Source organism: Alistipes communis (assembly GCF_006542665.1).
Taxonomy (GTDB): domain Bacteria; phylum Bacteroidota; class Bacteroidia; order Bacteroidales; family Rikenellaceae; genus Alistipes; species Alistipes communis.
Window position 1 is genome coordinate 384,196 of sequence record NZ_AP019735.1, and the last position, 21,717, is coordinate 405,912.

The window sequence follows — 21,717 nt, forward strand, 5'->3', positions numbered from 1 at the left end:
CTATTTCACCAATTCGAATTCGTAAACCACCACCCACGGGTTCCGATCCCATGTTCCACGGCCGGACACCTTGTCGATCAGCGAAGCGAAGGCTTCGCGGGGAGTAGGGAATAATTTCCAAGTTCTGCCGTCCTCGGTATCTACATACGATTCTTTGCTCCAATCCTTGCATTTTATGCCTGGAACATAATACCCAATTATCCCGCCTACTACTCCCTCTTTCATGCACTCCGCGTCCGAAATATCTTGCAACCGTTCGCACTTGATTCCGGTGATGCGGATTTGATGGGGCATCAACTCGGCCTTAGTAAGCATCTTGTTCGTCCAACCAGATGGTTTATCATCATCTTCCCAAGCATACGGATTGACACAGTTGGAGTAGTCGAAAATATCTTGATATCTCTGCGCCACGGCCACGACCTCGCCGACCTTGTAGGACAGCTTTTTCTCAGCACATACATCGCCACTACGCCCGATGATTTGGACGTATCCTGCAAAAATTCGTACCTGTACGTCGGAGGTGGACTTGATATTAATCAGCATCATCGCCATGGTCTTTCGACCCTCGATGACCGCCTGCGTCAAGCCGTAGCGGTCGTTGAACATAATCTTTTTCATCCTTTATAGTTTTTGAATTCCACACTCTTGAAAATCGCCCGATGATTGCACCAGCGGGCCAACCGTTTCTGCTCATTTGCCGGCTCGACGTTATTATCGAAATCCCTGTATGGCTGGGCGAACGGGAGTACTCCCAATTTGCGCAAGGCGCTGATCCGCTCCAATGCGTCATCGACATCTTGAATCAGGCAGTAGACAAAAATCCGATAAGGCTTAACACCTCGACGTCCCAATTCCTTCACACACTCGGCTACCGGTTCCAGCTGTGACATCCGGTCACAGGCGAATCGTATCTGATTCATCCATTTCACGCGGGACAACAAGTCGAGGATGAAGGCGTCGTCGTAAGCCCGACGTGCATCCAGACCTTGATTGAAATCTACGGAGATACCCATACGGACGATCTCCTCGATCTGTTCCAACCCGAAGTCCGACGCCAGCACATTGTTGTCGAGCAGCACGGCGCGCCGTTTGTCGCCGATGAATTCACGAAGCGGCGATGCCGGACGGATCGAACCCTCCTTATGCGGAACGATGCACCACGGGCAGCGGTTCACGCATCCCCGCGTCAGAAAGCCATAGGCTTCGTCCACTCCGTACAGTGAATAATCCGGACAGCAATGTTCGATCTCGTCGGGCAGCGTCGTCGTGTAGTCTTTATAGCCGGTGCCGGCACGTACGACCTCGCAAGGGTAATAATCCGGACAGTCGGGCGTGAAGGTGAAGACCTTCGACATGTATACCCGATCGTAATGCCCGAACATCGGGTCGGCGAACTCCACCCTATCGCCCTGCGACTTATGCCACGCCGACAACTTCATCAACGCGAGATTCGGAAAATGATGCCCGTCGACATCTACGAGGCCTATTCGCATGATAATTTTATGAATTTTCCCTTTATCTTCGATTCTCTCAAGAGTCGTATATTCTCCCGCCCGTAGGCAACCAATACTGACGGAGCCCCGGAATTGTGTGCCGCGCGTTCACCGGTCACGTGATAGAAGTATAAGCGACCTTCAATGAATAAAACCGCATCGGCCTTGTTCCACACTTGCGAAAAGAATGTTTTAGTTTCAGTTCGTGCGAATATCAATGCTATCCCATTTCCATGTTGAGCCATCCTCGCAAGCCATTTGGCAGCTTCATCATATGGAGGATTGCACCAAACTCGTCCTTTCCATTCCTTGTGCAATCCATCGTCAACAATGGTGTAGTGATGTTTTGCTGTCGGCCAAGGACGGACTACTGGAGCACAAGGATCCAAATCAAATGATCCGAGGGCATCGATAATGTCGGGAGGTGTCAACCATTCGGTTTTGAGTGATCGCGCACTTTGATGAGAGCCAATTCCTGATTTCAACATAGTTCGTATTCATTTATCGTTTCGAATATCCGCAGCGCGGTGGAGGATGTAGGCCGCCCCATATTTCAGAGGCGGCCATCCTGTTATGCGGCTTTGTTGAGAAACTTGTTTACGAAGTAGACCTGACCTTTTCCTGTCACTTTTGTCGTGCACGACACCAGCACCGAGCCGTCCGGCTTGTTGATGGCCGTCTTCTTGACCTCAAAGAGTCCCATCTCCATTGCCCGTTGGGTCGGCTGGTTGTAATACTCTCCTTTGGAACAGAGATAACCGTTTGTGCGCAGCCATTCAAACAGTCGGTTTTGACCGATATTAACCCCGTTTTGTTGGAGTATTTTCGCAAGTTCAGCAACAAGGCACGAACGGTCAGAGGTAGCCACGGCATCGGCAAACAATTCTTTGGGACGTGCCGCTTCCCGCTCGGCTTCAATGGCGAGACGCCTCGTACGCTCCTCTTTCAGATTTTGGAGCAACTGTATCGCAAAATCTGGGTTTTCGATCATCTTCTCGACCGTATCGGGAGTCGCATACGCACCGTGCTTGCGGATTGAAGGAAGGACTTCGGAAGTAACCCATTTGCGGAAAGGCTTAGCTGTGGGAGCATCCGAACGGATAATGACGTCATACAAGCCCGCTTCGGTGACATAGACCATCCGCTGAGTACCGCCTGGCGTAAGGGTCGGAATCAGATTCCGATCCTCTTCGTCAATGCGTTCTGCTACTTTATGCGGAGATGTAAGCCCCAACACCTTACACACATCCGTAAGGCAGAACATCGGTTCGTTATTGACTTCGGCTACCCTTACTTCACCGAATGCCTCGTTTTTGAAAATCTGAATATTGCTCATAATTAGCAGTTTTTAAGAATCATTTCAAGTCTCGATTCAAAAGATTGGTTATCTATGGAATAGGCACGTGAGTACTCGGTGAACTCCGAAAGGAGTCCACGGGAGAGGATGAATGCATAGGCTTTGTTCTTGGCGTTCTTCTCGGCCTCGAAACGCTTGCGGGCTTCGTCGATGAAGTCCTCAAAGCAGGGGATGGAATAAGGGTTGGAAACAGGCAACTGAACAGTTGCGATGCTCGTGTCGTGAGCTGGACGGTTTGATCTGGGTGTAATTTTCCCATTCAAACATTTTTCTCTGGTGTTGGACATAACCGAAAATGTTTGTCGGGCGGAAATGAAAAACGGTTCCGCCTTTCCCGTTGTCCTACACCAGAGCGGCAGTGGGCGCATTAACGCTCCACACGGGGGTACGAAACCGTGTATATGTAGCGTCAGGGCATAAAAAATGCCCGCTACAAACAGGCAGAATACTCTGCCGCTCTGAATATAGGACGCTACAAACATACAAATCTTTTTCATTCCTGCAAAATTTATCGGCTTCCCTTATGCCACGCGGCCGCCAGATCGAAGCCGCCGATGCCGCTGAATAGAGAGCCGTGCGTCATTAGTACTCCACCGCTGCCCTGCGATCGACAAAGAAATGAATACCCTGTGCGCATTCGCTCCACCTGTTATCGTCGAAATCCGGAACTTCGACTGTGGCACCGACGGTGTAGACGAAGTTTTGGTCATGGTCGGAACGAACGGTATCCTCAGTTGCCTTGGTGCCGTCCATGTTCTGAATCTCCATGACGTATGCTTTATCGCAACGGCATTTGTGTCCCGTTGCCGAACTGCGTCGCGCATCTTCCGGAATCCGTAACTTTACGATACACCCAGAGGCTTTTTTCCAACCGATAAAACTACCCTCGGTCGGGCATGATAGATAACATCCTTTGGCATCGCGCAGGTTGGCACCGCACAGGTTGGCACCGCGCAGGTCAGCACCGCGCAGGTCAGCACCGCGCAGGTCAGCATTGCACAGGTCGGCATCGCTCAGGTTGGCACCGTACAGGTCGGCATCGCACAGGTCGGCATCGCTCAGGTTGGCACTGCGCAGGTCAGCATCGCACAGGTCGGCATCGCTCAGGTTGGCACCGCGCAGGTCAGCATTGCACAGGTCGGCACCGTACAGGTCGGTATCGCGCAGATCAGCACCGCGCCTAATAGCTTCCAAAACCGTTTCGGTGATTGTGTTTCCCTCTTTCGTGTATTCAAATACGACCGAGCCAGTCCAACGGTTGCGGATTTCGATTTTAATCTGTTTCGTTGATTCCATTGTGGTAAATTTGTTTATCCGGATTCATGTATTGATTTGCGGCAGCAATAGCATCTTCGAGCGTGCGAACTACAACATACTTGTTCCCCGCAGTCTCAAAGGACTCTTGCCATCTTCTCTGTACGGCACTCTGACGACTGCCCTTTCCCTGTGTCTTGAACTCCAAACCGAGCGATCCGTACTTGCCCCTCGGAACGAGCAGAAGCAAATCCGCAGCACCGGCCGTCATACCTTCGGCCTTCATGATTGCGGCTTCGGTCTTACTCCGGAGTCCGCCGTTCGGGACACTCGTCAGACATAGTGCATAGGACGGATATTGCATCCGGAACCAGCGGACGAACGACTGTTGTATACGAGATTCAACGTGCCTCATTTGCGCAGACTGTTTCCATTGAACGCAACACGATAGCACAGGTATTTAATACGGTCATATATCCGGTCACCATAGCGTTCCTTGATGCCTTCACCCGACAGATTTGAGGAAGCTATAACCATCCGATCGGGGTTATCCTGCACCTTGTTCACGATCTCGACTACCACATTCCGGCGTGTACCGAATTCGACGCGATCCACCTCTACACCTATATCGTCCAATGCGATGAACTTGCGTTTTAATACCTCGTCGATACATACGTCCTGCGCTCCGCAGTCCACGACCGTAACGATTCGATTAGCGAACTTGCGCAACAGCATGGGAATGGCGTAGCGGGTTATCAGGGATTTTCCGCGTCCGCAATTACCGAACAGCAAAAGTCCCTTACCGTTGTTATCCGACAACCACGCTGCAACCTTGTCGTATTCGGGAAGCCATACCAATCGTTCTCCCATTGCCGACAGCACAGTAACCAGCGCGTTTTTCAATTCCGTCCGCGCATCGGGTATCCGAAACCGGAAGCGTGCGCATGGAACCGGATTACCCTCAGTTTGTAGTTGTTTGAGTATTTCTTCGTAAGACATATTCAGAATTCATCATAATGTTGAGTCGGTTTTGCATGGTAGGTCGTAGCCGGATGCCGAGTGTTCGAACGGGGCAACGACGTTTCATTACGCCGACGCGCCCAATTCAGAAATGTCAGATAGGCCGAACGATTGCGTTTCAGCAAGGGTTCGTAGTTATGCATCGCGCGCAATAGGTCGCAGATGAAGTCAAGAGCATAAGCCTCTTTTAAAGCCGAGAATTGCGCCTCGGAAAAAGGCTCTTTCATTTTCGCGACTCGCGGTGCATTTTCCGAAATCCATTGTTGAAACTCCAAGAACTCGCGGGAGGGGGTGCCGCGGAACTGGGGGAGGGTGTTGGAGGAGTCAGTTACCTCTGCCTTCTCCGAGAAGGGCGGTAGTACGACTGTCTCCCCATTAGGGGGATTATAGGGGGTAATATTATTCTTGTCTAGTCTATCTTCTATACAAGAAGTATCGCCTTCGTTTTGGCTCCGTTTTTGGCTCCGTTTTTGGCTCATGTTTTGGCTCATGTTTTGGCTCATATTTAAGCCAATTGAACCATTTGAAACGATGCCTGATTCGGGATTCGGTTCTTCAACGAATGAAAAAGCTGTGCGGTTCCCCTTCCCGCGTCCTCCCGTTATGATATGTAACAGACCCGCTTGCTCTAATCGGTTTTTTGCTCTCGAAATTGCATTGCGTGACGCCCCTACATTCTCGGACAGCCTTCTGTCGGAATGCGTGAAGCTATTCGGCCAGCCTAACCGATTCGCTTGTTCTACAAGGTAGAAGTAAAGCCTCGATTCACAGCAGCCAAATTGCCACGTTGCATCCAATTGCCAAAATTTGCGTATCAGGTCTATATAGCTCATAATCGCATCCTCTCTTTCTCGAAACTTATCATCGTGCGAAGGTTGTCGCATTGGTGCTTGCACGCCGCATTGATCCGATCCAGCCACTTTTCAAGGGCATTCAGCTCGGAAGACGCACTGCCGATCAGTTTGTTCGCAAGCGACGGGGAAAGGCTGAGAATAGTCTCTTTCTCGTCGTGAAACAGCTTGGCCACAGCTGCATCGCGCATCCCGACCACCTCGCTCAGCAACGCCCCGCTGCGAGCATAATATACACCCAGTTGATCCAGCCGCCCCACCATCGAATCGATGTCGGAAAAAGTCGTGCATTCAAGAAGATTCTGGATGTCTCGCGCCTCCCTGCGTATCTGTTCGATCCTTGTCATGACGTTTGTTTATTTTCTTCAATAACAACCTTCCGCGGCGTAACGCATCCCATTCCTTTGCGGTCAGCAACGTATGCCAGCGGATGCGGGACAGGACGCGGAGGATGCGGAGCGCTTCCCGCCCCTCCGCATCGGTAATCCGCATATCCATCGTCAGAAGGGAAGATCATCCGTATTATCCGCTACGGGCAAATCGGAGACTTGATCCGGCGTAGGTTCCGCAGGACGGAAGATAACCGACTTGCCACGGCCGACATACGTGCGCGCGTCTTTTCGTTCGCGCTCCTCTTTGCTCTGACGGATGAATACGCAGTGCGTATTCTCGTACTGATCCGGCTGGCGAAGCTCCGAAACGCATATCGAAATGTACTTCTTGCCGTTTTCGGCGACGAAAATTTTGTCTCTGGGAATATCGCTCACGCAGAGCGATACATTGATAAAATCTGCCATTGCTATCGTTTTTTGAAGGTTACTTTAAGTGTCGTCTTGCTGCTTCGCGCAGGAGGATAGAAGATTTCGCCCGTGGCGGGATCCGTCAGGCCGGAGGCCGGCAACGCCCGCAATATCTTCTCCTTCTCCTTGATGTCGGCCATGACCGCATCACGCATTTTGTACAGGTCGTCCAAAGCCTGGCAATTACAGCCCGAGTAGTCGTACTTGACGCCAGCCTCCACCTCTTCGATCGTACAGTCCGAGGATGTTTTCCCGTGTCCGTATTTAGCCAGTTCGTGCAACGTAATGTCGCGCACCTCTTCGGACTTCTTGAACAGCTCGATCGCCTTCTCCATGCGGGATATATTCTCGTAAGCGACGAGCGGATCGACCTCTCCGCGGGTGACGGCGTCGACGGCGAGCTTCGCCAGCTCCGCGGGGCTGCTCGTCTCGCGTATCAATATCGGCTGCGTGTTCATCTTTTCTGCTGTTTACTGTTTAGATATTCGTCGTAAAATTTGGCGAAGACTACCGCCGTCGTATCGTCCGCATCGTAAGTGCGACGAAGGAAGGCGATGACATCGAATTTCGTCGGGTCTTTGACCGTCCTACTACCTTTGTACGCCCAGCGCATGAACTGATCGCGCAAGATCGGATCGTTCAGCATATCGGCCGTGATCCGTTTCTTCGGTGCCACCGGCGCGGGTGCGGCAGCCGGTATCGGGTCGGGAGCAGCCGGTTGTGCCGGCTTGGTATTCTGTGCAGCCGCCTGGAATTTGCCATTCGTGTACTTCCCCTTGAAAACGTCGGCTCCGATTCCCAGCCACGAGGCCACTTTCGTAATGGCGTCCGTCGTGGCGCCCTTGTAGGCATCTCCCAGATCCGGATTGTCATTGCCGCCGTAGCACTCGTAGTAGATGCCGTAATCCGGGATCGAAAATTTCAGCTTCACGACGACCATGCGTTCCTGCTTTTCCACGGCATCCGTCTCGATGCGCCAGCGTCCGACACCGAATACTTCGTTTAAGCGTTCCGTAACGTAGATGGACTTGATCGACGAGAGAAACTTTTTCGTCGGGTGCGGCGTGACGGCCTCCGCCGGAAGCGGGAGTGACAGCTGGCGGAGTTGTTCGCTGTTCAGTGTCTGTAATTCCCTGTTCATCTCCATATACTAATCTTTTATGTATGTTACTTCCGGTGCCGTGACTTTGGCCAAATCGAGATTGCGCAGGCAGTCCCGTTTGGCTTTCTCGATCTCTTTGGCCGTCATGCGGCGGTTCTCCTCGTGGCTGGCGATGACCTTGCCCGTGGCACGGCTCTTCACCTCAATGCGTGTTTTCATTTTATAGATTGTTATGTTTTCCGTAGTAGTTGAGTTTGTCGACAATCGCCGGAAACGACATATCTCCGTAGTCGAAATCCATCACGTTTACGATTTCTATATCGTCTCGGCGGATGTCCAGCAGAGGAGCGCCGGATCCATCGACATCTTTACACACCTCGTAGTGGCGAACCGCTTCCACATGGTAGAGGTCGAAGTCGGTCTCGACTCTCTCGCCGTCGTAGTCGCCCCTGCTAGTCTGACCGACCTGCTCGCGCAGATCATTGAAGATAGATTTTGCAACTGTAAGGGTTATCGATGTCGTATAATCGTGCGACCGCCCCAATTTCGAAGGATAGATGTCGTATATATCGGTCTTCGATAGCGGGATTGAATAGGTCTGGTTCATCTTAGTGCTCATTGAATAGTTTGTCGAAGAGTTTATCGAAGCTATCACGGTGCGCAGCCGCAAACCCGTAGGCGGCCAGGATCGCACACGAGAAAAGAACAAGGATCACAAGCTCGGCCATAGGCTATCGGTTTCGATAGATACGACAAAGGGTGTCGAGCGTGCTCTTGATGCCGTCCGTCGACGTAGAGGCGAAGTTGCCTTCTTTGACACGGACACACCACCGCGCTACCGTCGCGATGGCGCAACGATAAAACTCGTCGTAAGTGAGTGGCGGGTCGATGTGACCGGTTGAGATAATTTGGATAAGTTCCGCCTTCGTAAGACGGGAGGTAACAGCCTTACTCTGCTTCGGGCTGGTACTTTTAACACTGTCTGGCATAACGTCGTTAAAAGTTTAATATATGCATAAAAAAGAGGACGTACCCCTTTTGTCGCCAGACAGTCGCATCTACGAAAAGCAGAAGCGGACAAGGATACGCCCAAATTAAATAGGCTTCGTATGTACTTTGTTGTCGTTGATACGACTATCTGGCACAACAAAGGTACGCAATTATTTCGAACCGCCAAATTTTCACCGATATTTTTTACAATGGAGTACATAATTGATCGCTGTTTAATAGCTTAAAAGGGCCGCCCGCCACGAATGGCTGTCAAACTATTTCGCTTTATGGTTGCGAACGGCCCTCGTTTTTCCTATCTTTGATTCGTCAAACTAATTTGCTCGCTTTATGAATGGTTTTATCGAAGTAACCGAATCGTCCAGGAAGGTGCTTATTTGTATCGACGAGATTTCCTACATCACGGCTACCACTGACGGAACAATGATTCATCTAAAAAGATGCGGCAGCGATAACCGCCCGATTCCTATTATTTCATCGGACAACTACGACGATGTTGTACAGGCTATAAGGGAATCTTCCCGCTCTTGATCCAATTATACATATTGTCCGCATGCTTGACTACCATATAGTACGGTAGTCTGTCGTTAGATTGCGTCAAGCACCACTTTCGGAGTCTCACATCGGCCCCGAATAGATTTTTGATGTAGTTTATTAGTCGTTTCATATCTGATAAAGTTTATGAGGTTCGGAGAGACGTTTGCGCTCTCGATAGAGGAACAGATCGCGTTTGCGACGCTGAGTATGGACTCGTTTATACCACATGCACCAGAAATAACCGGCTACTCTCTTCCAGAGAGGCGCGGGCTTCAATTCGAATGAATCCATGACTATCGGTTTTTGTAAAGTTTTTCCAGTGATGACAACTGATCCTTAACGCTATGCACCGAGGCAAAACCTCCGGTAATAACGTTGTCGCACCAACGAAAGACGATACTTGCTGCACAGCGGTAGAAATGCGCAGCAGAGAGCGGATTAGATGTAGTTCCGTGAAGAATGCCGATAAGGTCGGCTTTCGTGAGATGACTGTACGGGTAAGGTACAGATGTAGCCCCGCTACTGTTCTTCGCGGGTCGGCTACTTTTAACTTGGTCTCGCATTGTCAGTTAAAAGTTTGTATGTATAGGGCAATAAAAAAGGCGTTGCCCCTATCAGTTTGCGAGACCGACACGACTACCGTAGTAGAAGTGGACAAAGGGCAACGCTTTATTACAAGCGTTAATTATGTTCTTTTGATACGATCATCGTATCGATCTCGCATTGCAAATATAGCGATTCATTTTGAAACTGCAAAAAAAGAAATGAAAAAAGGCATCGCTTGGATGCCTTAGAAAAAAGAAATTAAAATAGACTACCGACTTTTCTTTGCCTTGAAGAAAATGAATACACCAGCCACAGCAGCGATGGACCCGACAGCGATGTATCCGGCTACGGTATCGAATCCTCTATACAAAGCGTAGACTACCGATCCCGATAGAATCAACACAGACATGAAAGCGAAGATTATTCCTAAAAAGGTACTGCGAATGGCACTCCTTGTCATTGAATCTTCCACGCGATGTCTATGCTCCATTTCTTTCTCTGCCATTTTTATAATACGCTCTGCGGCTCCAGGAACAATTTGATCATATTGGGCCAAAGATTCAGGCTGGGGAAGTGGTCCCGAATAATGTTGCTGAACTTGAACGACTTCTTTAACAGGATTTGTATTTCTCATACGCTCGTCTTATGTCGTTTCCTACATTGTACCAATCCTGCGCCATGTTTTCTGTGTCTGTCCTTTCTTGACGCTGTTTGCGGCATTTCTCTATCGGATTCTCTGCCAATGAAAAGAAATACAAAACGCTGTCTAAAAATATGACAAAAAGATTTTTCATAATAATATCTCCCTTGCAAATATACACTTTTATTATGATAACACAAAAAATGTGCTGTTATTGTGCAAACAGTTGTTTTTGTCGCGCCGGCAGGATTCGAACCTGCGACTTCACCTCCAAAGGGTGACGTGTTGCCCCTACACCACGGCGCACTGGATTCATTTGTCCCGGTGGTCCTTGCCGCTCGTGTCGTCGCAGCTTCGGAGCCTATGCCGGTTTGTTGCGCTTCGGCTATTCGCCGTCGCGGGGCTGTCTCTTCGAGTCTTGCCCACGACCCGCCGATTTGGGTATTATCGGCCTACCCGATACTCTTTCTGCCCTTGCGGGCTGGGGTGATTTTGCCAGAGCACCAAACCCCTCACCTCTGCGGGTGGCTATTGGCTCCCGTGTCGCCGATCAAAGCGGCACGGGAATGAAGAATCTATTACCGCTGACGATAGATAGATTGAAGTACTTCGAGTTTGCTCTTGATGCCGTCCGTCGACGTGCAGCCAAATCCTCCTTCTCGGACGCAGACGCACCAATGGGAAACGGTTGCTATGGCGCAACGGTAGAACTCGTCGTAGGTAAGAGGTGGGCCGGTATGGCCATTGCGGATGATGTCCAGCAACTCCGCCTTCGTGAGGCGGGAGGTAACAGATGCGGTCTTTCGCGCCGCGGGCGTTGAAGCGGACGCAATACGGGCGTCGGCTGTCAAATTTTTGTCACGTCTTGGCATTATGGAAACAAAAATTTGCTGTATGTATATAACAAAAGAGGCGAGGCTCTTCTGGAAATCTGCCAAGACGTCGACTTCTCCGAAAAGAAATCGTCCAAAAAAGAACCCCGCTTTATCTGCGGTGAATCGTATGTCTGTCTTTGATTCGAAGAATCGCCGACGTCTTGGCACTGCAAGTATAGCGACTTCTTTTGAAACCGCCAAATTTTCACCGATATTTTTTCCTGCCAAGTACATATTAGTCGCTGTTTTTAGTAAAATCTCTGAGGTGTCGGCGGGACTCGAACCCGCTGCGGCCTTTACAGGCAAGCCCATCCAATGCGGCACCTTTTGCCGGTCTTTCCCGGCCGTCATCCTGCTGCGAGCCTCACGGAGGACAGTGAGGAATCATCACACTGATTGCCTATGCGCATTGGAGGCGCGCAAACCTTTGCCAAGCCCCGAAGCCGCAAAACACCCTTCTCTCAAAAACTCCAATCAAGAACACCACCGGCTTCGGACGCTCTCATTTCAATCCTGCCCCGTCGATCTTCTCGGCTTTCAGGAGCGCTTCGACTTCGAGCCGGCTGAACAGTATCGCAGAGTTTTTAGCCGCTCCGGCCTTTATTCCCCGGATATTCTTCCGCTTGATATGATAGTCGAGCCAGTCGTTGGGATAGCTCTCGTACAATTTCCGACGTGTCATCATGTCCGACTTCGGAGCATTACGACGGCACACGGCCAAAGCCACGAGATCGGCCGATTCGATCAGCGCATTCTGTATATCTCGGATGTTCATCGCTCTATTAACCTTCAATCAAAAATTCTACTTCATTCCTTCTACCCCGCCGCGCCCGCGGGGCGTTAATATCATATCTGTTTTCATAGTCTAAAAAACAGGAGAAATCGGTCAAATTCGCTATATTTGCTTCGAATCTTGTCAAATGCAATCCCCGATGCGGGTATTCACGGCTTAGCCCAAAGCGGGTGAAGGGTTTTATCCCTAATGTTTCATTTCTAAACATTTTGCATCATGGCAAAGATTCAAATTCGTGTCAGAACGCAAATTCGCACGACTGTGAGAACTACGGTTCGAACTGTGCGTAGATAGCTTCTGACCGTGAGAGGGCGGGCAATTTCCGCCCTCTCTAAATTTCTCCTGTCATCTGCTGTTATTCTCAGGATCGTTTGTATCAATGAATTTTATCCGATATTTTAGTTCAAGGTATTGGATATATGGGTCTTTATAATCATTATTCAAAAACATCGGGAATGAGCGGATCAAATAATACATAACGAAGATTGCAAATACCGCAAAACACACCGATAGCAAACACGCTGAACACATCAATATTCTAAGAGCGAAGATTTCCATAAGACCAATTTTTATTCACGCACCCACCTGATTTTGGTGTTCTCGAATCCCCCGCGTTCACGAGCCATTCGGCGGATGCGATCCGGCTGTTCGCCATAGGTAGGGTATGTGAGATTCAATGCGTTATTTACAGTGTCAACCGTACACCCCAGCTCTGCGGCGATCTCCTTCTTTATCGCTGGCGCAACATCGATGAATCGGATCTTCTTTTTGGTCAGTTTGTTTGTAATCTCTTGATTCTTCATTATATTTGCATCTAATATTGTTCGTTCGGTTATCGAAACGGTTACCGCTCTATGAACTTGACAATGCAAATATATAACATTGTTATTTATTATCCAAATAAAAAATAACAAATCTACCTAAAAAGATGAAAGAACCCAAGAAGTATACTGTAAAAGAGCGAATTATACATTATCTAAAAAAGAGCAAGATTACGCAATCAGAATTTTGCAAGCGAGTCGGATTATCTTCGGGATATATCGGAGCAATGCGAAAATCCTTTCAACCGGACACGATAAATAAAATTGTTATTGAATTTCCCGATCTTGATATTACATGGCTTCTCACCGGCGAAGGTGAAATGCTGAAAAACGCCGTTGAAGTTGCTACATCCGGCCACCGGATCCGCTACTGGGTGGATGTTGATGCCACAGCCGGAGGTGTTACGCAGTTCGATGATATGATGAGTAGCCAATATATCGACCTGGCGATTCCGGAATTCCGCGACTGTACAGATGCGGTCAATCTGTACGGCGACTCAATGTTTCCGCTTTATAAAAGCGGGTCGATAATCATTCTTAAAGAGTGGAAGGAATCGTTCATTGACTTTGGCAACGTATATCTTATAATAACCAAGAACGGCAACCGTATGGTAAAATACCTGCGAAAGGGGTCTGACGTCGCTCATGTACTCTGCGTATCGGAGAATAAGGAATTCGACCCGTTCGAGATAGAGATAGGTGATATTCTTCGGCTATATCTTGTTAAAGGCGGCGTTCATAAAAACACCTTGTGATTATTAATAGATTTTCTTATACGACATAGTGAATGTATAAATGGAAGAGAAGGATATAACTCTTGCGGATATGATTCTGGCCAGTTTAATGTCAGAAAGCGAACACATTATGCTCTATGTCATACACGAGAAAGCGACAGACGAAGCCCAAGCCCAACGTGTAATATTGTCTCTCTGTTCTTATGGTGCGGCACATGAGACCGACATACACTTAGAAAAGACTGACAAAACAGCCAACCTTATAGCACTTGGAGGAGCGCGGTATATCTACGAACAAGAGCGCCTTAAAGAAAGATATAACAAATTATCAATGTTAGATATAGAATTGTCGATACAAGAAAAGAGACGAAATAAATGGTTGTCTATTAGCGCAATATTAATCTCTTTTGTTGCACTTGTTATTTCTATTGTGAGTCTTTTCGTATCGTGATAAAAAGTCATCTACATTTGAAAACCAATCTATATATACCGCATAGCATGAGCATGCGAAAGCAATTAATGACAATATAACGCAGAGGACTTTCATAGTATTGCAAATATAATAGAAAATTCGATCAAATATGTTGACGGGACAAAATAAAATCAATTTAATATTAGATCACGTAGGCATTAAAGCCCCTACGTTTGCTAAACATGTCGGGGTTAAATATCAGCGGATATTAGATATTCAAAACGGAAAGGTTAAAAACATCTCTGCTGAGGTAGCAAGCCGCATTATAGACGCTTACCCACAGTTCAACATTGAATGGCTTCTCACCGGCGAAGGTGAAATGCTGAAAAACGGGATTGCTCATGAACCAGACAATGGCACCACGATCGGCTCTGGCAGAGTGATCCCGTATTATGACGCCGAGGTTGCAGCAGGAACCGAGTACGGTATGGAGATGATGCAGACGGCACCCGTAGGTGTAATCGAAATAGGCGGCCTGCTCAAAGACAGCGAATTTGCGATGCGTGTCTACGGCAATAGCATGGTTCCGAACTATCCTGCCGGATGCGTGATCGGGCTGCGCCAATATAACGAACATTTCATTGAACCCGGAACTGTGTACGTGATAGAGACGGAAGAAAACCGTTTTCTCAAACGGCTGTATTACAGCAAGGATAAAAAGGCATTCCGCTGCATGAGCGACAACCACATGAAGCATGAGAACGGCCCAATGGAGGGAGAATATTTCTACCCTGAATTCGAAATCCCGTTTGAAGATGTCCGACGGTTATTGCGGGTGACGGGAGTAATTAAGCGCAATATTTTATAGGATGATTACAACAATATATTGTATTATGAAAAAGATTTATCTGTTATCATTCTTGATGGTGATCGTTGGGATCAGTTGCGAAAAGGAGACTGTCATCACTATATCCAACGAATCTTTCGAAGAGTATTTCCCGTATCATGAAAATGGGAAATCATATAATGAACCTTTTCGATATGTAGGAGAAGATAAAACCTACGGATTTCCAGTTTGGAGATCGTTATACGAGATCAATGAATCGGGAAATAGATGTTCTCTTGAATTCATAGACAATAAAGGGTATGGTGGTCAAACACCTGAAGAGACCAGATTACCATCTTTGTCACTACTACAAGAATGGAATTATTTAAAAGAGCGACCGCAAGACTATGGAGTTGACGCATTCCATATTGTTGCCTATTTCACCTTTACCTATGAAAATATAGATGGGAATTATTATATAAAGAATTACCACTACACTACAGATGCTCGCATATTCGGAATGAACTATCTTGAATTCGATTCTTCGAACGGAAAAATCGGCAGGTGGGTTCATAAAAAGTAATGTGATAGATGTGGATGATGGGGTGATCAATTCGATGTAATGCTATTAATCTAAACTTTAAAACTATAAGATATGGAAGATTTTTTTTGTAATGATGCTAATTGTATGGGCGGTGGGTATCTTGTCAATTATATTATTCTTCAAATTATGGAGGATGACAAATGACATTAAGAAGATTTGCATTTCTGTGGTAAAAGAACCGCAACGAGGCCGAAATTGGGTGGTTTCTACGATGCTGATGAAAGGCGAGTCTCCAGAAATGATAAGTAAATATTTAATTGAATCTTTTTCAGAGGATATTCATAGACTATACAAAGTTGGATATACGGAACAGGCGTTTACCCAATATGCAAACGCAAAAATCACCCAATATAAAAAGTTATATGAGTTAATTGGAATAGAGATGCCAGATAGTATACAAAATGCAAATACAATCACAAAAGTAAAAACCATTTTTCATCAAGGATGATAACGCTTGTCTCGACTCTTCGGCAGGCTTATCCCTTGCGATAGCATTTTAACAATACCTCATGGAACTGCAACCCATCCAAAGCAAGATATACGAAATCCGAGGCCAGCGGGTGATGCTGGATTTCGATCTGGCAGAACTCTACCAAGTGGAGACAAAGCGGCTGAAAGAGGCCGTAAGGCGCAATATTGAGCGTTTCGAGGGCGATGATTTTATGTTCGTACTCTCGGAAAAAGAATATGAAATTTTGAGGACGCAAATTGCGACCTCAAGTCTAACATCACAAAATGCGTCCTCAAATTGGGGTGGTCGTCGCTATCCGCCCTTTGCCTTTACGGAAATGGGGGTTGCAATGCTTTCGAGCGTGTTGCGCAGTGAGACAGCCATACGGGTAAATAGGGCTATTATGCGGGCTTTCGTAGCGATGCGCAACTACATCATGACCACGACGACAGTAACGGCAGAATTGGCCGAAATTCGGGCACGGCTGGCGTTGTTGGAGCAGACAGGCAAGGACAACGCCGAAGCGGTCAGCGATCTATCGGAGGATATGCGTAAGGAGCTCGACAATATCTACGAGGCAATTGCGGCACTCTCCGTGAAGGTTCCGCAGGCACGCAAATCTCCTCAGCCAATCGGGTTCAAAAAATAGACAGATTATACTCGATCGATGCAGATGTTATCCTAATGTTGTTCGAATATTTTCGAATAAATATCGTAAACATTTAGTAAACAGCAAATAAAATAATTGTTTATAACAGCCTTCTAAGCTGTGGGTCTTGGGTTCGAATCCCAACGGAATCACGAAACAGAATCGCTTGCGGATCGGGGAGGGATCTCCCCGATCCGCAAGCGTTCATATCGGCCGGACCTGCACAGGTTCAGGAACGCACGAGGCGCACCCAGCCGTCCCGGCATACCGCACGACGCCTCCGGAACGGGCGCGTTCGCCGTGCGGCGGAAGGGTGCCGGATTCGGGATTCTTGCGTATTTGCGATTTTTTTCATAGCTTGCCTGCATAAATCGCCCGAAAGAAATTCAGAAATCTCCCAAACACCGTATGAAAAAGATATCGAGGAAACTTTTCCTGAAAAAAGCAGCAGCCGGATTGGCTGCATTGGCCGTGTCGCCCGCACTGCTCTCATGCGACGAATCGGACGCCGGCAGCCGGAAAATCCGGAAGCTCGCCCCGCTCGCGGGCCGGTACGACGTCGTGATCGCAGGCGGCGGCCCTGCGGGATTCATCGCGGCGATCGCGGCGGCACGGCAAGGCGCGAAGACAGCGATCGTCGAGCGATACGGCTTCTTCGGCGGGATGGCCACGATCGGATACGTCGCGCCGATCAGCGTATTCGCACTCAAAAACGAACTGGTCATCGGAGGAATCCCCTGGGAGTTCGTCAAGCGATTGGAGTCGATGGGCGGCGCTTTCATCGAATGGCCCAAGGCGAACATCGATTTCGACGTCGAACTCTACAAACTCTGCTGTCAGCGGATGATCCGGGAAGCCGGCGTGGACATGTACATGCACTCGGCGATGATCGGCTGCGAAATGGAGGGGAAGAGAATCGAAACGGTGATTATCGAAAACAAAAACGGCCTCGAAACCCTCGCCTCCAAAGTCTTCATCGACTGTACCGGCGACGGCGATCTGGCACACATGGCCGACGTGCCGATGCAGCCGAATCCGGACGGAGAGCTGCAACCCTCCTCGTACTGTTTCATCCTTTCGGGAGTCGACACCGAGAGCGAATTGCTGAACAGGTGCATGTACCACAACGGCATCAACGGACCGAGCCAGTGCAAACCCGTACGCGAAAAACTGCTGGCCATGAAGGCGGCCGGAGCCGATCTGCCCGATTTCGGCGGCCCGTGGTTCAACAATGTCATGCACAAAGGCAGCGTGGCCGTGAACATCACACGCAGGGCGGCCGATGCCACGGACAACCGTAATTTCAGCGCCGCGGAGTGCCAGCTCCGGGAGGACATCTTCACCTTCACGCGCATCCTCAAAGAGAACTTCGCCGAATTCGCCGACTGCTACGTCTCCTCCACCGCACCGCAGGCCGGCGTGCGCGAATCGAGAAGAATATGCGGCGTACATACGGTAACGGCCGACGAGTATGTCAACGCCTACCGCTACGAGGACAGCATCTCCCGCGGAATCCACCCGATCGACATACACGCCAGCAAAGGCACGCACCAGACCCGGATCGATCTCGACAAACCGGCCTACGTCCCCTATCGGGCCCTTATCGCTCCGAACTACCCGAACCTGCTCGTGGCCGGCCGCTGCCTGTCGGCCGACCGTCAGGCACTCGCCTCTCTGCGCGTGATGGCCAGCTGCATGGGAACCGGCCAGGCCGCGGGCGTCGCCGCCGCGCAGAGCGTCGCGAGCCGCCGCCCCGTACAGGAGATCGATACGGCCAGACTCGTTTCGACCCTGAAAGATCTGGGTGCGGTTCTCTGACGCGGCCGACGAAACCGGTAGCGGACAAACAGCGGGGCGGACAGATGTCCGCCCCGCTGTTTCGGTTCTCCGCCGACGAATGCGCCGCAAAAAGCACCGGCACGCAATGTTGCGTGCCGGCACTCCCTTTTACCAATTCAAACCTTTCCAGTGTCGTTATCTCTGCGGACGCACGTCGAACCGATAGGTTCCCGATCCGACTGCGTAGACCTTGCAGCCCTCCTTATAGCCGAGGTACTCGATTCCGGCAACCTTCTCCACGGGCAGGTTGCTCTCGAAGACGGCGGCATCCTCGGCCGCAGGCAGCCACACGGTCGACGTCGTATTGGCGGGAACTTCGGCCAGCAGCTCGAAGCTTCCGTCGGCGCCCTTCGACCACTCGCTGCGGATCTGCCCGTAGGGCGACTCGAAGCTCACGCGCGCCATCGTCAGGTCGCCCACCGCCTCGGGTCGGATGACCGACCGTTTGTAGGCCAGCGCCTCCGTGTCGCGGCGGATACCGCCGACATGGGTGTAGAGCCACTGCATGAGGTGTCCCAGCATGAAGTGATTGTGCGACTTGATCGGCACCACCTGCCACGATTCGGGCAGCGCCGTAGCGCCCTGTGCCAGCATGTAGCCGTAACCGTAGACGTCGTAACGCGAATTCATGTCGAAGATCACGTCCGACCGGCCGCCCGCTTCGAGCGCACGCAGGATATAGGTATAACCCACGTCGCCGCCCGTCAGGCCGTTGTTGCGGCTGCGGATGTCCTTCACCACGTTGTCGAGCACGCCCTGGCGGTACTCCGGATCGACCAGACCCGCGCAGAGCGCGATCGAGTTGGCAGTCTGGCTGTTGCGGTCGTAGTAGCAACCTTCCTTATGGAAGAATTTCTCGTTGTAGGAGGTGCGGATCGCATCGGCGAGCTTCTGCCAGCGCTCCGCATCCTTCTTCTTGCCGAGCAGCTCGGCGCCCTTGACCATCGCCAGCGCATCCATGTAGTAGATCGGCGTGGCCGTCGCCGCGAGCGACGAGAGCTGCGCGCGGCCCGGCATCTTGGGACCGATGTCGAACCAGTCGCCCAGACCGTGTTTGAGGATGTGGTCGTCGGCTTTCGAGGTCAGGTAGTCCACGTAGCGGCCCATCGCCTCGTAGTGCTTGCGCAGCATCGTACCGTCGCCGTAGTATTCATAGAGGTAGAGCGGCACCAGCACGAAGGCGCTGCCCCACTCGGGCGAGTCGCGGAACGCCTCGCGGAAGAGCGCGTATTCGGGTGCGATGTCGGGCACCAATCCATTGGGCAGCTGCGCCATAGCCATGTCGTCGAGCATCTTCTCGTAGAGGCTGAACATGTCGAACGTATATTGCAGCGAACCGAACATCAGGTGCAGCTGCTCCAACCACGGCAACTTCTCGCGGTGCGGGCAGTCGGTCAGGTAGCTCACCATGTTGCTCTTGATGCCCCAGCCGATGAGCCGCTGCGTCTTGTTGAGCAGGTCGTTCGACGAGACGAACGTTCCCGATTCGGGCGTCGAATTGCGGATATGCAGACCGCGCACGTCCACGATTTCGGGCAGCCCCTCGGGGTTGGGTTCGCCCGCCGGCACGGCGCCGTCGATAAGCACGTAGCGGAAGCCGTGGTAGGTGAACTGCGGCGCCCAGCTCTCGGGCTCCGCGTCGCCGCGAAGCGTATAGGTGTAGCGCGTCTCGCCGCGGTAGCCGCCGTGGATCTGGATCGAGTCGACGGCGGGATCGAACAGTTCGCAGGTGTTCATCCGCACCGCCTGTCCGCGCTTGCCCTTGACCGTCAGACGCGCCACGCCCGAGAAGTTCTGCCCCATGTCGTAGAGCCACTTGCCGTATTTGGTCTTGCGGATCTTGAAGACGGGGAACTCCTCCATGACCTTCACCGGCAGCGCCTTCGGGGCGATCAGCTCGCCGCGCTGCGAGGTGAAGAGCACCTCCTGCCACGACGAATCGTCGTAACCGGGCTTCATCCAGCCCGTGCGTTCGAGCGTCGCGTCGTAATCCTCGCCGCCGAAAATGCTGCTGTACGTCACCGGACTGGTCGTCGTGCGCCAGCTGCCGTCGCTGACAATCACGTCGTGCGTGCCGTCGGCATATTCGACGTCCACCTTGCAAATCATCATCGGGTAGCCGTAGGTCATCAGCAGTTTGTAGTAGCGTTCGCGCGGCACGTTGTACATGCCGTTGCCGAGCATCACGCCCAGCACGTTGGCGCCCTGCTGCAAACGGTCGGTCACGTCGAAGGGGACGTAGCAGACGATCTTGTCGTAGTCGCTCCACGCCGGATCGAGGAAGTTGTCGCCTACCTTGTCGCCGTTGATGAAGAACTCGAACTGCCCCAGACCCGAGACGTAGGCCATGGCCCGTTTCACAGGTTTCCGGACGTCGATCTCGCGACGGAACTGCGGCAGGCGGTTGGGTGCCGTGATGCGGTCGCCGATCGTGAGTTTGTTATACTCCTCGCCCGGCACCAGACGCAGGCTGTCGGGCTGCACCTCCATGGCGATCCAGCGGGCTCCCGACCATGCGTCGGGCGACATCAGCCCCGTCGAGAAGCGGTTGACCGGCATCCAGGGCGAGACTTCGCCCGCAGCGTTCCAGACGCGCACGCTCCAATAATACTCCTTGCCCGATTCGAGCGCCTTGCCCGCGTAAGGGATGTGGAGCGACTCCGCGCCCTTGGCCTTTACCCGCCACAGATTGCCGCGGCCGGCAGCGACGGCCGCACGGTCGTCGCCCACGATCAGTTCGTAGGCCGATTGCAGGAACCCGCGGTCGCGGGCGCTGATCTGCCACGAGAAACGGGGCGTCAGCGTATTGATACCCAGCGGTTCATCGCGGTATTCGCAACGGGGATTCACCACCGAAAAATCCTGCGCGGCCGCGCCCGCCGTCGAGCAGAGCAGCGCAAGCAGAAGGATTGTCCATTTTTTCATCGTCAGGTTTTCGTTTAAAGATTAATCGTTAGCCATTTTGATTGCAAGTTAGCCATTTTCCGCCGATCGGGGAGTATGTTTTTTGACATTTAAATTTCTAATTCTGACATTTCGGACGAAAGGAAAGAGAGCCTATCCGCCCCTCGCACCTCTACGGTTCGCCGCGGGCGGAGGAAACGG

Annotated in this window: 27 protein-coding genes and 1 tRNA gene; 7 read left to right on the forward strand and 21 right to left on the reverse strand. The window is 50.9% G+C overall.

What is annotated here, in order from left to right; genetic code table 11:
• The 20 genes from FMF02_RS01695 to FMF02_RS01785 all read right to left on the reverse strand — a co-directional run bounded on the left by FMF02_RS01695 (position 1) and on the right by FMF02_RS01785 (position 13,079).
• A complete protein-coding gene (locus FMF02_RS01695) occupies positions 1-618 on the reverse strand; it encodes a hypothetical protein (protein ID WP_141411997.1) in 618 nt (205 codons plus the stop codon).
• Positions 615-1,493, reverse strand: a complete 879-nt coding sequence (locus FMF02_RS01700) for a radical SAM protein (protein ID WP_141411998.1) — start codon at positions 1,491-1,493, stop codon at positions 615-617. The genes FMF02_RS01695 and FMF02_RS01700 overlap by 4 nt, the downstream gene beginning before the upstream one ends.
• Complete coding sequence (locus tag FMF02_RS01705) at positions 1,484-1,981, reverse strand: DNA N-6-adenine-methyltransferase (protein ID WP_141411999.1); 498 nt, start codon at positions 1,979-1,981, stop codon at positions 1,484-1,486. Before FMF02_RS01705 ends, FMF02_RS01700 begins: the two co-directional genes overlap by 10 nt.
• 83 nt (positions 1,982-2,064) lie before the next feature.
• On the reverse strand, positions 2,065-2,829 hold the full coding sequence (locus FMF02_RS01710; protein WP_141412000.1) for a phage antirepressor: 765 nt from the start codon (positions 2,827-2,829) through the stop codon (positions 2,065-2,067).
• 2 nt (positions 2,830-2,831) lie between these two features.
• A complete protein-coding gene (locus FMF02_RS01715; RefSeq protein WP_141412001.1) occupies positions 2,832-3,347 on the reverse strand; it encodes a hypothetical protein in 516 nt (171 codons plus the stop codon).
• 85 nt (positions 3,348-3,432) lie between these two features.
• Complete coding sequence (locus FMF02_RS01720) at positions 3,433-4,146, reverse strand: pentapeptide repeat-containing protein (RefSeq protein WP_141412002.1); 714 nt, start codon at positions 4,144-4,146, stop codon at positions 3,433-3,435.
• Positions 4,124-4,390 (reverse strand): VRR-NUC domain-containing protein, encoded by a 267-nt coding sequence (locus FMF02_RS01725; RefSeq protein WP_244611600.1) that lies wholly within the window; start codon positions 4,388-4,390, stop codon positions 4,124-4,126. The genes FMF02_RS01720 and FMF02_RS01725 overlap by 23 nt, the downstream gene beginning before the upstream one ends.
• A 125-nt stretch (positions 4,391-4,515) precedes the next feature.
• The gene (locus tag FMF02_RS01730) at positions 4,516-5,103 is read right to left on the reverse strand and encodes a P-loop NTPase family protein (RefSeq protein WP_141412004.1); all 588 of its coding nucleotides are present in this window, start codon (positions 5,101-5,103) and stop codon (positions 4,516-4,518) included.
• Positions 5,104-5,105: 2 nt separating this feature from the next.
• Positions 5,106-5,957 carry a helix-turn-helix domain-containing protein gene (locus FMF02_RS01735; RefSeq protein WP_141412005.1) on the reverse strand — a complete coding sequence of 284 codons (852 nt, stop codon included), beginning with the start codon at positions 5,955-5,957 and terminating at the stop codon, positions 5,106-5,108.
• On the reverse strand, positions 5,954-6,322 hold the full coding sequence (locus FMF02_RS01740) for a hypothetical protein (RefSeq protein ID WP_141412006.1): 369 nt from the start codon (positions 6,320-6,322) through the stop codon (positions 5,954-5,956). The genes FMF02_RS01735 and FMF02_RS01740 overlap by 4 nt, the downstream gene beginning before the upstream one ends.
• A 153-nt stretch (positions 6,323-6,475) precedes the next feature.
• Positions 6,476-6,772: a hypothetical protein gene (locus tag FMF02_RS01745; protein WP_141412007.1), complete on the reverse strand. Its 297-nt coding sequence runs from the start codon at positions 6,770-6,772 to the stop codon at positions 6,476-6,478.
• Between the two features lie 2 nt (positions 6,773-6,774).
• On the reverse strand, positions 6,775-7,233 hold the full coding sequence (locus FMF02_RS01750) for a hypothetical protein (protein WP_141412008.1): 459 nt from the start codon (positions 7,231-7,233) through the stop codon (positions 6,775-6,777).
• Complete coding sequence (locus tag FMF02_RS01755) at positions 7,230-7,922, reverse strand: Rad52/Rad22 family DNA repair protein (protein ID WP_141412009.1); 693 nt, start codon at positions 7,920-7,922, stop codon at positions 7,230-7,232. Before FMF02_RS01755 ends, FMF02_RS01750 begins: the two co-directional genes overlap by 4 nt.
• A gap of 3 nt (positions 7,923-7,925) precedes the next feature.
• The gene (locus FMF02_RS13605; RefSeq protein WP_162502257.1) at positions 7,926-8,096 is read right to left on the reverse strand and encodes a hypothetical protein; all 171 of its coding nucleotides are present in this window, start codon (positions 8,094-8,096) and stop codon (positions 7,926-7,928) included.
• 1 nt (position 8,097) lies between these two features.
• Positions 8,098-8,496: a hypothetical protein gene (locus FMF02_RS01760; protein ID WP_141412010.1), complete on the reverse strand. Its 399-nt coding sequence runs from the start codon at positions 8,494-8,496 to the stop codon at positions 8,098-8,100.
• Between the two features lie 1,740 nt (positions 8,497-10,236).
• On the reverse strand, positions 10,237-10,602 hold the full coding sequence (locus FMF02_RS01765) for a DUF2335 domain-containing protein (protein ID WP_019129613.1): 366 nt from the start codon (positions 10,600-10,602) through the stop codon (positions 10,237-10,239).
• 241 nt (positions 10,603-10,843) lie between these two features.
• Positions 10,844-10,914, reverse strand: a tRNA-Gln gene (locus FMF02_RS01770).
• A 272-nt stretch (positions 10,915-11,186) separates the two neighbouring features.
• On the reverse strand, positions 11,187-11,795 hold the full coding sequence (locus FMF02_RS01775; protein ID WP_141412011.1) for a hypothetical protein: 609 nt from the start codon (positions 11,793-11,795) through the stop codon (positions 11,187-11,189).
• 190 nt (positions 11,796-11,985) lie between these two features.
• Positions 11,986-12,258 carry a hypothetical protein gene (locus tag FMF02_RS01780; RefSeq protein ID WP_141412012.1) on the reverse strand — a complete coding sequence of 91 codons (273 nt, stop codon included), beginning with the start codon at positions 12,256-12,258 and terminating at the stop codon, positions 11,986-11,988.
• Positions 12,259-12,845: 587 nt separating this feature from the next.
• Positions 12,846-13,079 (reverse strand): hypothetical protein, encoded by a 234-nt coding sequence (locus FMF02_RS01785; RefSeq protein ID WP_141412013.1) that lies wholly within the window; start codon positions 13,077-13,079, stop codon positions 12,846-12,848.
• A 125-nt stretch (positions 13,080-13,204) separates the two neighbouring features.
• On the opposite strand from FMF02_RS01785, the gene FMF02_RS01790 reads away from it, so the two are divergent.
• From FMF02_RS01790 to FMF02_RS01820, 7 genes are all read left to right on the forward strand, one after another.
• Positions 13,205-13,852 carry an XRE family transcriptional regulator gene (locus FMF02_RS01790; protein WP_141412014.1) on the forward strand — a complete coding sequence of 216 codons (648 nt, stop codon included), beginning with the start codon at positions 13,205-13,207 and terminating at the stop codon, positions 13,850-13,852.
• 40 nt (positions 13,853-13,892) lie between these two features.
• Positions 13,893-14,282, forward strand: a complete 390-nt coding sequence (locus FMF02_RS01795; RefSeq protein WP_141412015.1) for a hypothetical protein — start codon at positions 13,893-13,895, stop codon at positions 14,280-14,282.
• A 130-nt stretch (positions 14,283-14,412) separates the two neighbouring features.
• A complete protein-coding gene (locus tag FMF02_RS01800; RefSeq protein WP_141412016.1) occupies positions 14,413-15,111 on the forward strand; it encodes a S24 family peptidase in 699 nt (232 codons plus the stop codon).
• Between the two features lie 25 nt (positions 15,112-15,136).
• Positions 15,137-15,652 carry a hypothetical protein gene (locus tag FMF02_RS01805; RefSeq protein ID WP_141412017.1) on the forward strand — a complete coding sequence of 172 codons (516 nt, stop codon included), beginning with the start codon at positions 15,137-15,139 and terminating at the stop codon, positions 15,650-15,652.
• 154 nt (positions 15,653-15,806) lie between these two features.
• Complete coding sequence (locus tag FMF02_RS01810) at positions 15,807-16,121, forward strand: hypothetical protein (protein WP_162502241.1); 315 nt, start codon at positions 15,807-15,809, stop codon at positions 16,119-16,121.
• A 61-nt stretch (positions 16,122-16,182) separates the two neighbouring features.
• On the forward strand, positions 16,183-16,773 hold the full coding sequence (locus tag FMF02_RS01815) for an ORF6N domain-containing protein (RefSeq protein ID WP_141412019.1): 591 nt from the start codon (positions 16,183-16,185) through the stop codon (positions 16,771-16,773).
• 408 nt (positions 16,774-17,181) lie between these two features.
• Entirely contained in the window at positions 17,182-18,591 is a 1,410-nt protein-coding gene (locus FMF02_RS01820; protein WP_232044686.1) for an FAD-dependent oxidoreductase, read from the forward strand.
• Positions 18,592-18,747: 156 nt separating this feature from the next.
• Here FMF02_RS01820 and FMF02_RS01825 read toward each other — a convergent pair whose 3' ends face one another.
• On the reverse strand, positions 18,748-21,537 hold the full coding sequence (locus FMF02_RS01825) for a family 78 glycoside hydrolase catalytic domain (protein WP_141412020.1): 2,790 nt from the start codon (positions 21,535-21,537) through the stop codon (positions 18,748-18,750).
• Positions 21,538-21,717 lie beyond the last annotated feature (180 nt).

Coding starts and splice junctions, on each gene's coding strand:
- FMF02_RS01780 (WP_141412012.1), bottom strand. CDS start 12,258: ATGAACATCCGAGATATACAGAATGCGCTGATCGAATCGGCCGATCTC.
- FMF02_RS01775 (WP_141412011.1), bottom strand. CDS start 11,795: ATGGGCTTGCCTGTAAAGGCCGCAGCGGGTTCGAGTCCCGCCGACACC.
- FMF02_RS01790 (WP_141412014.1), top strand. CDS start 13,205: ATGAAAGAACCCAAGAAGTATACTGTAAAAGAGCGAATTATACATTAT.
- FMF02_RS01795 (WP_141412015.1), top strand. CDS start 13,893: ATGGAAGAGAAGGATATAACTCTTGCGGATATGATTCTGGCCAGTTTA.
- FMF02_RS01810 (WP_162502241.1), top strand. CDS start 15,807: ATGACAAATGACATTAAGAAGATTTGCATTTCTGTGGTAAAAGAACCG.
- FMF02_RS01750 (WP_141412008.1), bottom strand. CDS start 7,233: ATGAACACGCAGCCGATATTGATACGCGAGACGAGCAGCCCCGCGGAG.
- FMF02_RS01760 (WP_141412010.1), bottom strand. CDS start 8,496: ATGAGCACTAAGATGAACCAGACCTATTCAATCCCGCTATCGAAGACC.
- FMF02_RS01705 (WP_141411999.1), bottom strand. CDS start 1,981: ATGTTGAAATCAGGAATTGGCTCTCATCAAAGTGCGCGATCACTCAAA.
- FMF02_RS01785 (WP_141412013.1), bottom strand. CDS start 13,079: ATGAAGAATCAAGAGATTACAAACAAACTGACCAAAAAGAAGATCCGA.
- FMF02_RS01715 (WP_141412001.1), bottom strand. CDS start 3,347: ATGAAAAAGATTTGTATGTTTGTAGCGTCCTATATTCAGAGCGGCAGA.
- FMF02_RS01695 (WP_141411997.1), bottom strand. CDS start 618: ATGAAAAAGATTATGTTCAACGACCGCTACGGCTTGACGCAGGCGGTC.
- FMF02_RS01710 (WP_141412000.1), bottom strand. CDS start 2,829: ATGAGCAATATTCAGATTTTCAAAAACGAGGCATTCGGTGAAGTAAGG.
- FMF02_RS01730 (WP_141412004.1), bottom strand. CDS start 5,103: ATGTCTTACGAAGAAATACTCAAACAACTACAAACTGAGGGTAATCCG.
- FMF02_RS01800 (WP_141412016.1), top strand. CDS start 14,413: ATGTTGACGGGACAAAATAAAATCAATTTAATATTAGATCACGTAGGC.
- FMF02_RS01745 (WP_141412007.1), bottom strand. CDS start 6,772: ATGGCAGATTTTATCAATGTATCGCTCTGCGTGAGCGATATTCCCAGA.
- FMF02_RS01700 (WP_141411998.1), bottom strand. CDS start 1,493: ATGCGAATAGGCCTCGTAGATGTCGACGGGCATCATTTTCCGAATCTC.
- FMF02_RS01755 (WP_141412009.1), bottom strand. CDS start 7,922: ATGGAGATGAACAGGGAATTACAGACACTGAACAGCGAACAACTCCGC.
- FMF02_RS01825 (WP_141412020.1), bottom strand. CDS start 21,537: ATGAAAAAATGGACAATCCTTCTGCTTGCGCTGCTCTGCTCGACGGCG.
- FMF02_RS01735 (WP_141412005.1), bottom strand. CDS start 5,957: ATGAGCTATATAGACCTGATACGCAAATTTTGGCAATTGGATGCAACG.
- FMF02_RS01820 (WP_232044686.1), top strand. CDS start 17,182: ATGAAAAAGATATCGAGGAAACTTTTCCTGAAAAAAGCAGCAGCCGGA.
- FMF02_RS01805 (WP_141412017.1), top strand. CDS start 15,137: ATGAAAAAGATTTATCTGTTATCATTCTTGATGGTGATCGTTGGGATC.
- FMF02_RS01725 (WP_244611600.1), bottom strand. CDS start 4,390: ATGAAGGCCGAAGGTATGACGGCCGGTGCTGCGGATTTGCTTCTGCTC.
- FMF02_RS13605 (WP_162502257.1), bottom strand. CDS start 8,096: ATGAAAACACGCATTGAGGTGAAGAGCCGTGCCACGGGCAAGGTCATC.
- FMF02_RS01740 (WP_141412006.1), bottom strand. CDS start 6,322: ATGACAAGGATCGAACAGATACGCAGGGAGGCGCGAGACATCCAGAAT.
- FMF02_RS01765 (WP_019129613.1), bottom strand. CDS start 10,602: ATGAGAAATACAAATCCTGTTAAAGAAGTCGTTCAAGTTCAGCAACAT.
- FMF02_RS01720 (WP_141412002.1), bottom strand. CDS start 4,146: ATGGAATCAACGAAACAGATTAAAATCGAAATCCGCAACCGTTGGACT.
- FMF02_RS01815 (WP_141412019.1), top strand. CDS start 16,183: ATGGAACTGCAACCCATCCAAAGCAAGATATACGAAATCCGAGGCCAG.